The 17,774-nt window shown below is 55.4% G+C and carries 11 protein-coding genes; all 11 read right to left on the minus strand.

The genetic code is table 11. The annotated features are described in order from the left end of the window. Positions 1 to 2: 2 nt before the first annotated feature. Complete coding sequence (gene recD, locus AFK62_RS15860) at positions 3 to 1,838, minus strand: exodeoxyribonuclease V subunit alpha (protein ID WP_053532025.1); 1,836 nt, start codon at positions 1,836 to 1,838, stop codon at positions 3 to 5. After that, entirely contained in the window at positions 1,835 to 5,377 is a 3,543-nt protein-coding gene (gene recB, locus AFK62_RS15865; protein WP_032983872.1) for an exodeoxyribonuclease V subunit beta, read from the minus strand. The genes recD and recB overlap by 4 nt, the downstream gene beginning before the upstream one ends. After that, on the minus strand, positions 5,374 to 8,262 hold the full coding sequence (gene ptrA, locus AFK62_RS15870; RefSeq protein WP_053532026.1) for a pitrilysin: 2,889 nt from the start codon (positions 8,260 to 8,262) through the stop codon (positions 5,374 to 5,376). Before ptrA ends, recB begins: the two co-directional genes overlap by 4 nt. A gap of 97 nt (positions 8,263 to 8,359) precedes the next feature. Beyond that, the gene (gene recC, locus AFK62_RS15875) at positions 8,360 to 11,731 is read right to left on the minus strand and encodes an exodeoxyribonuclease V subunit gamma (RefSeq protein ID WP_007663696.1); all 3,372 of its coding nucleotides are present in this window, start codon (positions 11,729 to 11,731) and stop codon (positions 8,360 to 8,362) included. Between the two features lie 12 nt (positions 11,732 to 11,743). Further along, a complete protein-coding gene (locus tag AFK62_RS15880; RefSeq protein ID WP_007663699.1) occupies positions 11,744 to 12,076 on the minus strand; it encodes a prepilin-type N-terminal cleavage/methylation domain-containing protein in 333 nt (110 codons plus the stop codon). Then, on the minus strand, positions 12,061 to 12,462 hold the full coding sequence (locus tag AFK62_RS15885) for a DUF2509 family protein (RefSeq protein WP_032983874.1): 402 nt from the start codon (positions 12,460 to 12,462) through the stop codon (positions 12,061 to 12,063). Before AFK62_RS15885 ends, AFK62_RS15880 begins: the two co-directional genes overlap by 16 nt. Before the next feature lie 17 nt (positions 12,463 to 12,479). Further along, on the minus strand, positions 12,480 to 13,043 hold the full coding sequence (locus AFK62_RS15890; protein WP_007663704.1) for a prepilin peptidase-dependent protein: 564 nt from the start codon (positions 13,041 to 13,043) through the stop codon (positions 12,480 to 12,482). Further along, on the minus strand, positions 13,034 to 13,507 hold the full coding sequence (locus tag AFK62_RS15895; RefSeq protein ID WP_007663707.1) for a prepilin peptidase-dependent protein: 474 nt from the start codon (positions 13,505 to 13,507) through the stop codon (positions 13,034 to 13,036). Before AFK62_RS15895 ends, AFK62_RS15890 begins: the two co-directional genes overlap by 10 nt. A 179-nt stretch (positions 13,508 to 13,686) precedes the next feature. Further along, entirely contained in the window at positions 13,687 to 14,481 is a 795-nt protein-coding gene (gene thyA / locus AFK62_RS15900; protein WP_007663710.1) for a thymidylate synthase, read from the minus strand. Between the two features lie 6 nt (positions 14,482 to 14,487). Then, a complete protein-coding gene (gene lgt, locus AFK62_RS15905) occupies positions 14,488 to 15,363 on the minus strand; it encodes a prolipoprotein diacylglyceryl transferase (protein ID WP_007663719.1) in 876 nt (291 codons plus the stop codon). Between the two features lie 164 nt (positions 15,364 to 15,527). Further along, complete coding sequence (ptsP, locus tag AFK62_RS15910; RefSeq protein ID WP_007663721.1) at positions 15,528 to 17,774, minus strand: phosphoenolpyruvate--protein phosphotransferase; 2,247 nt, start codon at positions 17,772 to 17,774, stop codon at positions 15,528 to 15,530.

Consider the following 17,774-nt stretch of genomic DNA (forward strand, 5'->3'; position numbering starts at 1 on the left):
ATTTACTGCTCAAAGCAGGCCATCAATCCGCTACGCCGCTCCGTTCTGGTGCCAATCGCCATCTCCAGGATCCTCTCGTCAGCATAAAGCGACAAGCGTCGTCGCGCGCGGGTGATAGCCGTATACACCAGTTCACGCGTGATAACCGGCGCAAACTGCCCAGGCAAAATGAGCGCAGCATGATCGAACTCCGAGCCCTGCGATTTATGCACAGTCATGGCCCAGGCGGTGTCGTTATCCGGCAAGCGACTCGGTACAACCGGTTTCAGTTTGCCGCCAGGCATCGGGAACCAGACGCGCAGCCCGTCTCCCCTGTCTAACGCTACGCCGATATCGCCGTTAAACAGCCCAAGCGCGCTGTCGTTGCGTGAAATCATGACGGGCCGCCCTTCATACCAGCGCGACAGCGGCGTACGGCGGATCAAACGCCGCTGCGCGAGCGCATGTTCGACACGATCATTGAGCCCCGCCACACCGAAAGGCCCCTCGCGTAACGCACACAACAATTGAAATTCGCTGAATGCCGCCAGAATCGCTTCTGGTTCAGCCTGCTCGCGCAAAAGCGTTAAAAAATGCTCGTAGCCTGCCAGCGTCTCGTCGATCATCTGCGTATAGTCATCGTTGCCTGCGAGTGTCTTACAGGCAATATCATCAAAACCGCGCCTGAACGTCTCTTTTGCCGCGCGGTGATCGCTGCGGTTCACCGCAAACGCAAGTTGTCCGATACCGGAATCGCTGCCGAAGCGATAACTTTTTTGCAGCAGGCACAGGCAGTCGCGCAGTGCCCCGGCGGGCTGCGGCTCGCCATTGTCGATATGACAGCCGGTGATACGAGCAAGCTCAGCGGCACGCTCTTCGGTAAATCCGTAGCTCACGTAGTGACAGATATCACCCAGCACCGCCCCTGCTTCGACGGACGCCAGCTGATCGCGATCGCCTAAAAAAATCACCCGGGCGTGGTCAGGCAGCGCTGCGATAAGCCGCGCCATCATCGGCAGATCAATCATTGATGCTTCATCCACCACCAGCACATCCAGATGGAGCGGATTGCCTTCATGGTATCGCAGCCGCTGGCTGCCTGGCTGCGCGCCCAGCAGGCGGTGCAGCGTACTGGCGTCTTCAGGTAATGCATCTTTCTGCGCGTCGCTTAGCGGTAAGCGGCGCAGCGCCGCGCCGAGCGATTCCGTCAGTCGCGCCGCCGCTTTGCCAGTAGGCGCTGCAAGACGAATACGCGGCAGCTTGTCTGTAGAGAGCTGAACCAGCGCCGCCAGCAGTTTCGCGACGGTGGTGGTTTTGCCGGTTCCCGGCCCGCCTGAAATCACCGAAATACGCCGAGTGAGCGCCACTGCGGCGGCGACTTTCTGCCAGTCCACCTCATCGCCGGAGGCACCGAACAGCGCGTCCAGTACCCTGTTCAGCTGCGTCTCGTCCAGTTCAATACTGTGGTTGCGCTCGCGGAAAAACGCCGCCACGGCCATTTCATGTCGCCACATGCGGTTCAGGTAAAGACGATCGCCAATAAGCTTGAGAGGCGTCGGTTCATCACCCTCGCTGACCGCCAGAGAATTCAGTAACAGCTCACGCCAGGAGGTCGGGTTGCCCGCTGCTTCAAAGAGCATCTGCGCCATTTCATCATGACGCCCCGCAAAGCAGTGTGCCGTGCACAGTCGTGAGAGCGGCAAACAGACGTGCCCTTCCCCCGCGTCGCGGCTGACCAGCGCGGCCGCGAGCATCACAGCTGGCTCGTCATCCCCTGCCACCATCATCGCGAATTGGGCATCCAGCGGGCGCAACAGCTTCTGCACTACAGCCTGCTGGATCAGTTGATGCATGTTCATGACGCTTTCTCCTTAACGCCGGCGAACAGAGCGTCCATTGCCGTCACCAGCGCTGGCGCGGGCCGTGCGGTGAAGATGCCCTGGCTGGCATCTTCGCCCGTCACGCCGCGCAAAAACAGGTAAATCACACCCCCGAAGTGGCGCTGATAATCGTAATCAGGCAGACGATGGCGTAAGTAGCGGTGCAACGCCAGCGTATAGAGCTGGTATTGCAGATCGTAGCGGTGCGTCTGCATCGCCTGTGCCATCGCTTCACGGGTGTAGGCTTGCGGGCTGTCACCCAACCAGTTGGATTTGTAATCCAGCAGGTAGTAGCGCCCCTGCCAGCGGAAAACCAGATCGATAAAGCCTTTGAGCATGCCGCGCACCTGGCGGAAATCAAGCGGCGGACATTGTGCGGAAAGCGGGTCGTGCTCACGAATGAGCGCGTCGAGCGCTTCGGGGCGCAGCGCGGCGTCAATCGGCACGTAAAACTCCAGCTCCACCTGCTTGTCTTTTTCGCCAAGCTGATTCAGCGTCACGCCAGTCTCATTGAGTGGCGCACGCAGTACATCGTCCAGCCAGTGGCACAACACGGGTTGCCAGGCTTCATCGAATCCCCCTGCCTGCAACTGTTGCGCCACCCATTCCGGTGCCACCGGCTGGGTAAAATCTAACGCTTCAAAGAGACTATGCAGGAATGTCCCTGGCGACGCCCCGCGTGGAAACGTGTGCGGCGACAGCACTGGCTCTGCGGGCACATCACGCGCGCCCGCCGCGTCGAGATCCAGCTTCGGCAATAGATCAAGCGCCTTTGACGCGCCATGTTGTTGCAGACCGGAGTAACTGGTTACGCGCCATTCATCGGCGATGCGCCGTTGCAACTCGCGTGCGGCGAGCACTGGCGGGGCGGATTCCGGCGGCATCCACGGCGTGTTGTCCGGCACGCCTGGGATCTCCAGCACGAGATTTTCATCACACAGTGCGTCAAGGCAACGACGCAAGCCGCTGGCGTCCAGCGCTTCGCCTTTTTGAATGAGCCTGCCAAGTGCGCTGCGGTGGAGATCGGTTTCCCCCTCTTTAGCACCTCGACGGCGAAAGAGCGGTGCCACACCAAGGCTGCAATGCCAGACGGAGCGCGTCAGCGCAACGTAGAGCAGACGCAAATCCTCCGCCAGACGTTCCATCTCGGCAAGTTCAAGGCTCTCTTCAGCATTACTGAGATCAAGCATCGGTGCGAACGTTTCACGGTCATGATAAAACGCCTGTCGCTGCTCGCGGAAATCGGCGATAAAAGGCAGCCAGACCAGTGGATATTCCAGCCCTTTGGACTTGTGAATGGTCACCACTTGCACCAGGTGTTTATCACTCTCCAGGCGCAACTGCTGGCTTGAGGCGTTAGCATCCGGCTCAGCAATATGCTGGGCAAGCCAGCGCACCAGCGCATATTCGCTGTCCGCCTGCGCGGAGGCTTCCTGCAGGAGTTCGCTCAGGTGAAGAATATCCGTAAGACGCCGTTCGCCGCCTGGCGTTGCAAGCAAGTTTTCTGCGACCTGTCGGTGCGTCATCAACGCGCGAAGCATCGGCATGACGCCGCGCTTCAACCAGAGTTGCCGGTAGCCGTCAAACTCTTCTACCAGCGCGTCCCAGGCGCTCTCGTTGTCATTCAGTGCCTCAATCGCGGCTGCATCCAGCCCCAGCATGCTGGCGGCCAGTGCGCTGCGCAGTCGCGTTTCGACTTCTGGCGCAAGCACCGCCTGCAGCAGCCACAGCATCTCCAGCGCTTCCTGCGTGGCAAATACGCTGTCACGGTTGGAGAGATAAACAGAAGGGATATTAAGCGCGTTCAGCGCCTCGCGAACCAGGTTTGCCTCGATGCGGTTACGCACCAGAACCGTGATATCTGACGCCTGAACGGGCCGTGCCCGCTCATGGCGCCATAACAGCGCCTCGCCCTTCATGCCCGCGCTTAGCCAGTCGCGGATCTGCTGTGCGCAGACGTGCGCCATAGTTTGTTGGTAATCACTTACTCCTGCGCCCTCGCCCTCCATCAGCCAAAGCTTCATCGCTGGCTGCGTTTTCCCGGCGTAAGTAAAGCGCAGCGACTGGTTACGCGCTGCAGGTTTCACTGCAAGAAAAGGGATATCGCGAAACATAAACGCGTTATCCATCTGGCTGAAAATACGGTTTACGCTTTCTACCATTCCCGGTGCTGAGCGCCAGTTTGTATCAAGGGTATAGTGAGCGTTTACTTCGCCGCGGGCGCGCATATAGGTGAAGATGTCTGCCCCACGAAACGCGTAAATGGCCTGTTTCGGATCGCCGATAAGCAGCAACGTGGTCTCATCCTGGTTGAGCCAGATACGACGGAAAATGCGATATTGCTGCGGGTCGGTATCCTGAAATTCATCGATCATCGCCGCCGGGTAACGTGCGCGAATGGCTGCCGCCAGCGCTTCGCCGCCAGGCTGGTGAAGCGCCTCATCCAGACGGCTTAACATGTCGTCAAACCCAAGCTCACCGCGACGGCGTTTCTCCTGTGCGACGCTGTAGCGAATCTCCGCCATCGCCCGCGCAATCAAGAGATCGCGAATGGTAAAAGGCTCGGCCAGCAGCGCATCAATCGCTTCAAACACGGCATGGCGCGGCACCTCGCCCTTTTTTGTTTTCTCATGTAGCGTTTTCTGGGCGAACTTTTCAAGTGCGCCTGGTAACTGCCATGTGGTTGTCTCTTCCTGCGCCCAGGCGGAGACCTGGTCGAGCCAGGCGGGCAGATAACGGCTGCTGTAACTGCGTTTATCAACACCCGACTGTTGGATCAGCTCGGCCAGCTCCGATGCTGCGGCGCGCCATTGGGCTTTGACGTCATCAATACGCGCAATGGCTTTTTCATAGCGCGTCTCTATGGTTTCATCATCCGGCGGCGGCACTTTGATCTGCGGCGCTTCGCCGTGCAGGAAGCTGTTTACATCACGAAGCAGCGACTCAGGGCCGTCCCACTGTTCGCACACAACACGGGCCAGGGGCTTAGCGAGCGGATAGCAGTGGCGGCGCCAGAAGTCGGCGCAGGCCTGGTAGCGCAATAACGACTCATCTTCAATCAACTGCTGCTCAAACGGCATGCCTGACTCAAAAGCATTAAGGCTTAACATCCGCTGGCAGAAGCCGTGAATAGTAAAAATAGCCGCTTCATCTATCTGGCGCTCCGCCAGTAGCAGCGTACGGGCAGCCAGCGGTTTATCAGGGATTTCATCCAGCAGGCGCTGATAAAGCGGATCGTCGGTTCGCTCGCGCAGGCAGGCCACACGCAGTTCATGAATGTTACTGCGGATACGCCCGCGCAGCTCTTCCGTGGCCGCCTCGGTAAAGGTTACGACTAATAGTTCTTCCACCGTTAACGGGCGCGGGTAAGCGGCTTCGCCGCCCAGCCCTAACAGCAGGCGCAGATATAACGCGGCGATAGTATAGGTTTTCCCGGTGCCTGCAGAGGCTTCTATCAGCCGCTCGCCCGTTAAGGGCAAGCGGAGGGGATCAAGGGACGCTGCGGGCTCGTCGGTCATTGCGTGTCACTCAGAAGCGGTAAGGATTGTTGCAAGGCGCTGACGCTTTGGTAAACCGGCCATCCCTCGGGCGCGGCATAGCGTGCCTGTGGGCTCTGGCTTCCGGATACCTGTGAAAGGATGGTCATACCCTGTCGGGCGAGCACGGCCTGGTGGAAAAAGTCAGCCAGTTTTTGGGGCGTCAGTTGTCTGATTTCGGCCACAACTTTATCACGAGAATCGAATTTTAAATTATCCCGATCGAAGTCTTTACTGACCTGAGAGGCTTCCTCGCCCAGTGTCTGCGGGGCCTGAAGCATGTCATTGATAATGCTCTGCTGGATATGCGCAAAATCCTGCGCATTGAGCGAGCGCAACCGTGATTCAACCACCGGGAAGAAGGCCTGATAACGTTTCCAGAGAAAATCAGGCTGTTTTTCACTGCTTTGCAGAAGAAAGCCGATTCCCCATTGGCGCCCTACTGGCATTGGGAAGGCAAAGACGGCATAGCCAAGCTGCTCTTGCGTACGCAGTTGGTTATAGAACCAGGGCGAAATAATTTGCCCAAGCATAGCGCTACAGGCGGAGCTGGTCGCCTCGTTATAACCAACGGGCACGAACAGCGCCGCCAGCGCGGAATCGGTGCTGCTTCCTGCTTTGTTAAAGATAGCCTGCTGCGTTTTTTCTACGCTGACATCTTTGGTTCTCGTCCAGTTTTTACCATCCAGGCCCAGTTGTTGCCTGGCCTCTTCGGCAAAATGTGTCACTTGTTCGGGTGACAGATTACCGACAACAAGGAATTCCGCCTGGGCATTTTTTTTCAGGCTGTCACGGTATGCAAGGATATCGTTAAGCGTGATATCCGGTAGCAGCGCACGGCGTTCCTCGCGCTGAAAATAGGGCACCTGCGAAACCATCTGTACAGGCATGATGGCCTGGTCGTAGGCTTTGCCTTTTTCCGCTGACGCCAGCATTTGCTTATACCAGGATTTGGCCTGCACCAATTGATCTTCAGTTGGTTCATAACTGAAGTAACCACTCAGCAACGTCAGAAAGAGTTTGCGCAGATGCTGGGTATAACCATTAGCGCTAATCATAAGACCACTGTTGGCGCTACTGGAAAACCCAATGCCGCCGACAGAAGCCTGGTTACTTAATTGATCAAGCGCGAGACCAGCCAGATAATCATTGAGTGCGAAAAGCACCTGATTTTTCGCGCTGCTCATCGCCTCTTCATTACGCAACACCAGCGTAATATCAGCTCTCGGCTCACTCGCAAAATAACGACTCGGCATATAGAGCACGCGCAATTCGGGTTCATTAACCAGCAACTGCGGATGCGCATACGGTTTTTGCGGCTTAATCAAACTGAAATTACTCGGAATATAAGGATTCGGCTCAGGAAGGGTGAGCGCAATCTGCTGACCCAGCGTTTGCCACTGCTTCAGGGTTGTCGTCGGGATTTTTTCTACCTGATAAGGCGCATCGACAAAATAGGCTTTTTTGTTGTGAGGTTCGTCCGGGCTGATGTACCAGATGCGCGCATTTTCCGGCGTCATCATAGCAAGACGAGATTTTACGGCGTCAGGGTCGAACTGGTCAGCGATATTCACGACATCCAGCGTATGTTCCACCGGCACGCGCAACATACTGTCTGCCAGCCACTCCACGTAGTTCATATCACGCGTAATAGAGGGATAACGGAAGTCCAGATCCAGCACATTCGACAGCTCAGTGAAGTAGCGTTTGTCGATGCCTTTATCACGTAACGTTTGAAGATAACGGAAAACAGATGCCACGACGCGGTCGCGTTGCGTAAGCCCTTTATCAGTCAGCGATACCGAGATGACCATTACCCCGCTATTACCGGCGACGACCGGGTCGGAATCCGCTCTGACACTCTCAGCAAGGCCTTCTTTTTGCAGCCAGTCTGACAGCGTGCCCGGGCTGCGGCTGCCTATCATATAGTTGATGAGTTCGTCAGTTTTACTTCTAAATTTGTCGCTATTGTTTTCGATGCGAAACTCGATACGCAGCGCCTTAAGCGGTTGCACGGGAACGTAATGAATGAAGATCCCCTGTTGCGCAGGCGTAACGACGGGCGTCGTTATTTTTGGCGGCGTCAGATTTTTATTGGGGACGCGTCCCCAGGTTTTCGCCGCCATACGCGCAAGCTCTGGTAACGGACGATTACTATAAACAACGGCTTTCATCAGGTTGGCGGAATAGTATTTATCCCGAAACCCTACCAGGGCCTGATGCAGCGGGCTGCCGGGCTTGTCGCGTAGTGTTTCCAGGTTGCCCCCAGAAAAACGCGAGCCCGGATGCGCCGGATTGAGCGTTTCGGCGCTGACCTGCGCCATACGCATCCCATCGCGCGCGCGCGCCATCGTTAGCTCAGCATTCACAGCGTTGCGTTCGCGGTCGGCGTAGGTTTTATCCAGTTTGGGCGCAGCAATGGCATCGGCGAGTCTGTCCATCGCACCTTCGAGCGCATCGTTTTCTACTTCCAGATACCAGGCAGTACGGTAAGGCGCCGTACTGGCATTGTGGCTACCGCTGTGCAGTTTAAGGTATTCCGCCAGGCTGTCAGGTTCAGGGTACTTTTGCGACCCCATCAACGTCATATGTTCGAGATAATGCGCAAGCCCCAGATGATCGTCAGGATCCTCCAGCGAACCGACCGGCAACACCAGGGCTGAGAGCGATTTTACCGCCTGCGGATCGCTGACCAGTAAAACCACCATACCATTATCGAGCCGGATAGCCTGGTATTCCCGATTATCACGATCGCTTTTACGGATCGTTTCTTTAAGCGGCTGCCAGCCCGAGTCGGCCTGGGAAAAAGGAGCCCAAAAGGCCAGACAGATCAACAGCGCTTTGTACCAGTTATGACATCCAGGCATCTATAAACCTCTCATTTACTGCTTTTGCTATTCATCATTAACATGCGGTGCCGCGGCTACGCCCTTCTCGAGAGGGCTGAAAGGGCCGATGGCTTTATTAAGGCTGGTTATGGCGGAACAACGGTAACAAGTAACGCTGAGCCTCGCGAATAATGGCCTCATAATAGTCAGGCTCAAGGTTGCGCCACAGACGCTGATACCAGATATCTGTCCCTTCTCCCTCAACCATCTGATTACCTGTCCAGGCCTGGATAAGTTTATTTCGCGCTTTATGTTGTGTTTCGTCATCCCACAAGATGACGTCATTCTTCACGTCATAGCAGGCTTTTAACCATTCACCGCCACTCTGGGGTAACAAAATCAGGGGTTCGCGCATGCCCTGTTGATAGCCTTCGATAAGATCCCGCAAATAGTGCTCCGCTTGTTCTCGAGGCAGAGGTGGAAAGCGCCAGCAGCTGTCTTTACGACCATACAGCCGGCTGGTTCCTTCGCCGCCGCAGGCACAGTAGACCAGATGCTCAAGCCAAAGTTGCATTCCATGCTCAACACGCAGTACCGAAGGCCGCCAGCGCAGCAGACCGTCGTGTTGAACATGTTGTAGCCACCCGGTCATTTCTACCTGGCCAAGCTCAAGGGCTATCTCCCGGCTTTCTCCTTCGTTGCGTTCTGCCAGCACGCGCTCTGCGAGCACTTGCATCTCCTGCAACTGACTTTCCCAAAACAGCTCGCCGAACGCACCATAAGGCAGTTCTCCCGCCGCACGGTAACGCCGATAGAGCGCTTCCGGGTCTTGTTGTTCCACCAGCGTATTCAGTAATTGCTGATTCATGTGGTAGCGGCCAAGGCTATCGAGCGTAAAAGGCTCGGCATCTGGTAGTTCGCTTTCTTCCGTGCGGAAATTGACCTTCAGCCGTAGCTGGAAAAACGCGCGCACCGGATGACGCCAGAAACGCTGAAATTGTTCGAATGGCAACTCTTCAAGTGTAATCGGCGCAAGCGGCTTGATAAATTCCGGATGCGCTTCGCCTTGCTCGCTGGCCGCAGGCAGCCATTCACGAGCGTAACTTTGCGTTTCTCTGGCAGGCTGGAAGTTTTCTGCATCGAATGGTGTGCGCGGATAAAGGCGCATCAGATGGGCTTTTACGTTTTGCTCGCTGTCGTCGCAGTTTAGGGCCTCATCACCGGGGAGATAGTGGCTTTGCGCCAGATAATCAACCAGCTCCTGCACCAGCACTGACGGGTATTTCTCGCTGTTGTCCTGTACGGAACGACCGATATAACTGATATAAAGCTGCTGCTGGGCTGAGAGTAGCGCCTCAAGAAAAAGATAGCGGTCGTCGTCGCGTCGGCTGCGGTCGCCACGCTGCGGCTTCTGGCTCATCAGATCGAACCCTAACGGCGCCAGCGTGCGCGGATAAACCCCATCGTTCATGCCAAGCAGACATACGACTTTAAAAGGAATAGAACGCATCGGCATCAACGTACAGAAGTTTACCGGTCCGGCCAGAAAACGCTGGCTGATACGCTCCTGATCGAGCATTTTCGCCAGCTCATCACGCAATAAGTTGAGCGGCACCTCTTCTTCATAGTGTGCGCCAATACCCTGCTCAATGATGGCCTGCCATTGCTGCTCAATGAGCGCCAGCGCGGCTTCGGTTTCAGTATCCGGTGCGAAAAAGCTATCCAGCATATCCCGGCAAACCGGTAACCACTCTGTCAGCGGCCGCGGTTGGGACAGCCCTTTACGCCATAGATTAAGCTGCATTAAGAGCTCAGCAAGATGGCCGACCAATTCGGCAATCAGTCCGCTGGATTCATCATACGGCAGGACAGATTGCCATTCGCCAAGATGACTTTCCATCGCGTAGCCCAGCAGCATACGCGTCAAACCAAATTGCCAGGTATGTTGTCCCGTTGCAGGCAAAGCCAGTTCGCGCACATTGTCATCGTCAATGCCCCAACGCACGCCTGATTCGTTCACCCACTGACGCAGAAAACGCAGCCCCTCTTCGCGGATGTTAAAGCGAGCGGAAAGCGACGGAACTTCTAAAAGCGCCAGAACATCTTCTGAGACAAAGCGGCTGTCAGGCAGCGAGAGCAGTGTAATAAACGCCTGAAGCGCAGGGTGTGCCTGCCGGGCGCGTCTGTCGGAAATAGCAAAAGGCAGATAGCGCTCCTGACTTGCACTGCCAAATACGGCCTGGATAAACGGACTATAGCTGTCGATGTCCGCTACCATGACGATGATATCGCGCGGCGTGAGTTGAGGGTCTGCCTCAAGCATCTGCAAAAGTTGATCGTGCAGAATCTCCACTTCACGCTGCGGACTGTGGCAAACGTGCACGGTAATGCTGCGATCGTCTGGAGCAAGCCGCCGCTTTGCATCGCTTCGCTCAAACTCTTCAAGCGTTACGCCCGCCAGCGCCTGATTACGCAGTTCCAGTAGATCAAATTGCAGGCTGTGCAGCAGATTATCGGGCTCAATATCGACAAACACATCCATCTCTTCAAAGCGCTCAAGGCCTGAGAGCAGATAAGTGTAATCGCGCCCAAGCTTGCCCCAGGAAGCCAGTAGCGGATTTCCTACTTCTTGCTCGCCTTCATCATTAAAAAGTGCTGGCGCTGTTTCGCTGTCTTTAAACAGGGGCGCTGTTCCTTCACGCGCATGTAGCTTGCGCTGGCGACTTAACAGACGCGCCAGGAATGCAGGATCCTGGATATCGCCCCAGTAATAACGACATGGATTAGTAAAGAGCAGATGCACGTCGATATGTTTACCCAATGCCTGTAAAGCCTGTAAGTAAACCGGTGGCAGCGCTGAAATACCGCAAATAAACACGCGTGCAGGCAACCCTTCCGGACGGCTTTTCGCATTTTCAAGCGTATTGATAAAGCGCTGGTAGAGATTAGCGCGGTGCCAAAGCGGCTGACCCAGAGCTGCGGTGTGCTGGACCAGCGCCTGCCAGAGCGGCGCCTGCCAGCGCTGAGGTTCGCCAAGACCGTCGATGAGATAGCCCGCCTCCCAGCGGGTTAACCATTCCGGGCGGTAAACCAGATATTGATCGTAAAGATCCGCCACCCGCGAGGCGAGCTGGAACAGTTTACGTTTGTCCTCGTCATCATGAAGATAATGATGCAGCATCTCGAATTCAGGCGAAGAGAGCATCCCCGGCAGAAGCTTCATAAGCTTCCAGCGCATATTCTGCTTGGTGAAGGCGCTCTCTTGCGGAATGTCATGCAGTACGCGTACGAACATGTCCCAGATAAAACTTGCCGGAAGTGGAAACTCAATATTTGCGGCGATACCGAATTTCTGTGCCAGGCTCATCTGCAACCACTGCGCCATACCGGTGCTCTGCACCAGGACGATTTCAGGCTCGAAAGGATCAGGAAGCGGCTGTTGATCAACAATGAACTCCATGATCGCCTCCAGCACATCAAGCCGGTTGGAGTGATAAACCCGTAACATAATGACTCCTGACTACTGCTCTTCAGACGGGCAATGTAGACGTTTAAGTTGCCCTTGCCTGCCCTCAGGGGCAGACACAATAACCGAAATGCTGACACATCCTGCCATGGAAGTCTCCACCCGCGTCGCTTTCCAGCCCTCAGGTAAAGGCGATGGACTCATTTCTGCCTGTTGGCTCGCAAAACGCCAGAGTTGCCGGTAGTGCCATTGGCTAAGTAAACCCTGCGCCAGCGTCTGGTAGTAACCCATTAACGCCCCAATGACGATGATGAATAACACCAGCGAGACCAGCACCTCGGGCAGGCTAAATCCGGCTTCACGGGAGCGGGTTATGGCAACTGACATTGCTTCGCCTCCGCCAGTGGGCAAAAGTCGCTCCAGCCATGGGGTATAAAACGCAGCGTATTTCCCTCTTCTTTCGCCCAGCGCCAGAGCGTGACGGGTATCGTATTTTCCGTAAAACCTTGCGCTGCCACCAGCAGATACGCCTCTGTTTGCCTGACGCAGGCGCGCCCATTCACCTCCTGCACAGGCTGGCATTGCCACTGGGGCGTAAACTGCCAGTGCTTGCGCTGTGACAGCGCCAGAGCGGAAAGGGATTCATTGAAGGCTTTTATCGCCGAGCTTTCCGCGGCCACGCGCCTGAAGCGGCTATCCATCTGTTGCTGTAACCCGCCTAGCAGAAGGCTGCCTAGCAACAAAAAAGCCAGTACCACAGAAAGGGTGGACATGCCGTTTTCCCTGGCGTTCATAAATTAAACCCGCTCACATTATGTTGAACCGTTACCGGCTCGCCGTGATAACGCAAAACTGTTGCCCGTAACTTCACGAAAACAAGCGGCGGAAAACCGGGACGACGCTTTTCCTGCACCAGAAACTGATCAATCCGTACCATGACGGGATTGGTCATCTTTTCCCATCCTTTGCCTTCACACGATGTTGCGCCACGCTGCGTTTCAAGGCTGCCATCACGCAAGCGATAACCCGTCTGTTCCGCCTCGGCAGAAGGCGCGCCTTCATAGCGTCCATTACTGTTGGCATCCCACTGCACCAGTAAACAGCTGCCGTCACTGTTCAGTTGCAACGCTTTTCCCTGACAATTGCCGTTGCAATATCCTGCCCGCTGTATCTGTTTGCCAACGGTAAAAGCCAGTTGCCACAGTTCTTCCTGCAGCAACGTTTGCTGAGCTTGCCGCAATATGCTGAGTTGTAGCGCTGGTAATAGCCTCGCTGCTCCGGTTAGCAATACGCTGCTGATCCCAAGCGCAATCAACACCTCCAGTAGAGAAAATCCTTTCTCTTTTACATGCACGATGTCCCTTCCCCCGGCTGACATAGCCGGATGCGGCCCCATACAGAAACGATAAGGCGCCATTCGCCTGTAGAATTACGCAAAATGATATGGCCGGGCCAGGCTGTATTTCGTAAGCCGAAAAAGGCAAGTCCAGGCGTCATCTCGTCGATCTCTACCTCCGGCCACGGCGGTGAAAACTGATTTCTGGCGCCTTTTCGGCACGGCTGTTCCCCGTTCATCTGCGCAATCAGACACCATCCTTGTGGGCTGCGCTGTATGGAGAGCTTATTATCAAGATTCCACCAGTTGGCTTCCTCCCGGAGTTGCTCAAGAAAATCTCGCGCTTGTTGCGCGGTCTGTAATAAGTGCTGCTGATATTGCCAGCGCTGCCAGCCATAAACGCCCGCCGCGCTCATGCTGATGACAATAACCAATACCACCATAACTTCGATAAGGGTGTAGCCCTGCTGTTTTCTGTTCATGGCGAAAGTGTGCCACTGCGGCGAAGCGTTACCAGCGCAGAAACTGAGAACAGGAAGATGTCTCGAAAGAAATGCGAGCTGTTGCAGCACATTGCAACAGCCCTGGAAGATATGCCGAAAAATCAACAAAGAAGATAAAAAACCGACGCACACAGGCGTCGGTTATGGCAGGGTAAGCGTTAAATTGCGACAGGCGCTTTGATAGCCGGGTGAGGGTCATACCCCTCAATGTCGAAATCTTCGAATCGATAATCAAAAAGCGAATCGGGCTTACGTTTGATCACCAGTTTCGGCAGCGGGCGCGGCTCACGAGTAAGCTGCAAGCGAGCCTGCTCAAGATGATTACTATAGAGGTGCGTATCGCCGCCCGTCCAGACGAAATCGCCGACCTCTAAATCGCACTGCTGCGCCATCATGTGAACGAGCAACGCATAGCTCGCAATATTGAAAGGCAGGCCGAGAAACACATCGCAAGAGCGCTGGTAGAGCTGGCATGAAAGCTTGCCGTTCGCTACGTAGAACTGGAAAAACGCGTGACAGGGTGCCAGCGCCATTTTATCGAGTTCACCCACATTCCAGGCAGAAACGATAATACGGCGCGAATCAGGATCGTTTTTCAGTTGTTTAAGAACCGTTTCGAGCTGGTCGATTTGATGACCATCCGGAGCCGCCCAGGAACGCCACTGTTTGCCGTAAACCGGGCCGAGATCGCCATTGTCATCCGCCCATTCATCCCAGATGGTGACGTTGTTTTCATGCAAATAAGCGATATTGGTATCGCCTTTCAGGAACCACAGCAGCTCATGGATGATGGAGCGCAAATGGCAGCGTTTAGTCGTCACCAGCGGAAAGCCTTCCTGCAGGTTAAAACGCATTTGGTGGCCGAAAATAGAGAGCGTCCCGGTGCCGGTACGATCATCTTTTTGTGCTCCCTCATGGAGCACTTTGTTCATCAATTCAAGGTACTGTTTCATGGCATCTCACGAAAGTTGCTGCTGTGGGCGACGGCGATAAGCCCAGACCATCATGGCTGCGCCTGCGACAATCATTGGAATGGAGAGGATCTGCCCCATGCTGATGTACTGCACCCACTCGCCGGTAAACTGCGCATCCGGCTGACGGAAAAATTCAACGATAATGCGGAAGGCGCCATAACCTATCAGGAACAAACCAGAAACAGCCCCCATAGGGCGCGGTTTACGGATAAACACGTTCAGGATGATAAACAGCACAATCCCTTCAAGGAACAGTTCATAAAGCTGCGACGGATGGCGAGGCAGCACGCCATAAGTATTAAACAGCGATTGCCATTCCGGATGCGAGGCCAGCAGGCTGATATCCTCGCTGCGCGAGCCGGGAAAGAGCATGGCATACGAGAAGCCAGGATCGACGCGTCCCCATAATTCGCCATTAATAAAATTGCCCAGACGTCCAGCGCCAAGCCCGAAAGGAATTAGCGGGGCGATAAAATCGGAAACCTGGAAGAAGTTACGTTTGGTGCGCTTCGCAAACCAAATCATGACGCAGATAACGCCGATAAGCCCGCCGTGGAAAGACATGCCCCCGTCCCACACGCGGAACAGATAGAGCGGGTTTTCAAGGAACAGCGGCAGATTGTAAAACAGCACATAACCGATGCGACCACCCAGAAATACACCAAGGAAGCCCGCATACAGAAGGTTTTCAACTTCGTTTTTTGTCCAGCCGCTGCCAGGACGATTAGCACGACGAACGGCGAGCCACATGGCGAAGACAAAGCCCACAAGGTACATCAACCCGTACCAGTGAAGCGAAACCGGCCCAAGCGAGAAAATTACCGGATCAAAATCGGGAAAATGCAGATAGCCACTATTCATCTGTCACCAAAACCTGTTGTTATCCCGCTGAAAGTGGACAGCGGGTGAGATGCTGCGCCCTTTTCCGGACGCTCCTGAGGCAGCGAATCATAGCATAAAGCCCAGCGTGGGCGAGTTCAGGAAGTTGTAAAAGATGTGTAAGAGCACGAGGTGCAATCGCGGTGTTACAGGCCGCCGCGAATTAAGCCGCCCATGCCGCGACGTTCCATAAACGCCGCCACCTGATGACGAACCTCGGTCGCCGATTGCGATTCGAGACTACGCCCGCTTAGGGTTTCAGCCTCTTCCAGCGTGATATGACGCAGCAGGTATTTCACGCGCGCGACCGAGCGGCCGTTCATGGAAAGATGGTGATACCCCATACCAACCAGTAGTGCAACGCACATTGGATCGCCCGCCATTTCACCGCACAGACAGAGATCGATACCGAGCCGCTGTGCCTCAAGGGCGATCATTTTCAGCGCGCGCAGCATGGCCGGGTGCAGGCTGTCATAGAGACTGGCGACGCGGGTATTATTGCGGTCTACCGCAAGAAGATATTGGGTGAGATCGTTGGTTCCGACTGAGATGAAATCAACGCGGCTGGCCAGATGAGGCAGCATAAACAGCATCGACGGGACTTCCACCATCACACCCAGGCGTGGTTTCGGGATCTCATAGCCCAGCATCTCTTCCATTTCACGTCCAGCGCGATCGATAAGACGACGCGCCTCATCCACTTCGTCGATGCTTGTGATCATCGGCAGCAGAATACTGAGATTGCCCGTTGCGGCGTTAGCACGCAGCATGGCACGCACCTGGATCAAAAAGATCTCAGGCTGATCGAGCGTAATACGAATACCGCGCCAACCGAGGCAGGGGTTTTCTTCGCTGATGGGCATGTAAGGCAGCTGTTTATCAGCACCGATATCGAGCGTACGAAGCGTGACAGGCTTGTCATTAAACATCTGCAACATGCCCTGATATTGCGCAACCTGCTCTTCTTCAGACGGGAAACCGCTCTGCAGCATAAAAGGTATTTCAGTGCGGTAAAGACCGATGCCGTCGATACGGCTGCCGAGCTTTTCCTCATGCGCCGGGCTTAAACCCGCGTTCAGCATAATCTGCACCCGCTCGCCGCTTTTAAGGCAGGCAGGCTGTTCAACGTAATCTTCCGCAAGGCGGCTAAGCTCGTTTTCTTCACTGATAAGCCGCTGATATTCATGTAGCAATACCGGGCCTGGGTCGACCAGCAATTCACCGCGGTAGCCGTCCACTACCAGCATACGATGGTGCAGAATAGCGGGCTGAATATCAGCGCCCATCACGGTTGGAATGCCCATGGCGCGAACCATAATGGCAGCATGCGAGTTCGCTGCGCCATCACGCACGACGACGCCCATTAATCTGTCCTGCGGAAGCTCAGCAAGCGTTGTCGCAGAAAGCTCATCCGCCACCAGCACAAATCGCTCAGGCCAGGTATTCGGACTCTGGATGTTATCGTCGAGGTGGAATAGCAGCCGTTGTCCGAGTGTGCGCAGATCGCCCGCGCGCTCTTTGAGATAGCCATCGGTCAGCGCAGCGAACTGTTCGGCAAATCTCTCGATGACTTTTTTTACTGCCCATTCGGCGACCGAGCCTTTATCTACTTCGTCGTAGAGTTCGCGACGCAGTCGGGCGTCGGACAACAGGTGCGAGTACAGATCAAAAATTGCCGCTGTTTCTTTCTGCGCGCCCGCGGCAAAGCGTTTGCTGTAGCGGCGAAATTCGCTTGCAGCTTCTTCCAGTGCGCTGGTCAGGCGTTCGCGCTCAAGACCGGTGTCTAGCGTGGAGGCTTCGTAGACCTGCTCCATGAGCGGGAGCGTGGCATCCATCCAGCCCTGCGCTATTGCCACCCCCGGCGAGGCGGGCAGCGCACGAATACGCGTTTGCCGGTACTGGCCAAACAGCGCGGTCAACTGAGATTGCGACAAAATCGCCGCCATTTGGGTCGCGAGCGTGACTAAAAATGATTCTTCGCTCTCGTCGTACTGGCGCAGCTCACGCTGCTGGACGACTAAAACGCCAAGCAACTGGCGGCGCTGAATAATCGGCACGCCAAGGAAGGCGCGAAAGCGTTCTTCTCGCACCGAAGGAATGTATTTAAAGCTGGGGTGTTTTTGCGCGTCAGCGAGGTTGATGGGCTCCGCAAGACGCCCGACCAGCCCGACGATACCCTCGTCAAAAGCCAGCGTAACGGTACGCCCGCGCGGTTTTTTAAGCCCCCGCGTTGCCATCAGGTAATAGCAACGCCGGTCGTGGTCGGCGAGATAAACCGAGCAGACTTCGGTATCCATCGCAAGACAGATATCCGTAACGAGAATATCCAGCGCCTCGTTGAGGCGCGGGGCGCTGGCAACCTTCTCGACTATTTCTCGCAACCGGGTGAGCAT

Source organism: Cronobacter condimenti 1330 (assembly GCF_001277255.1).
In the GTDB taxonomy this organism is placed as follows: domain Bacteria; phylum Pseudomonadota; class Gammaproteobacteria; order Enterobacterales; family Enterobacteriaceae; genus Cronobacter; species Cronobacter condimenti.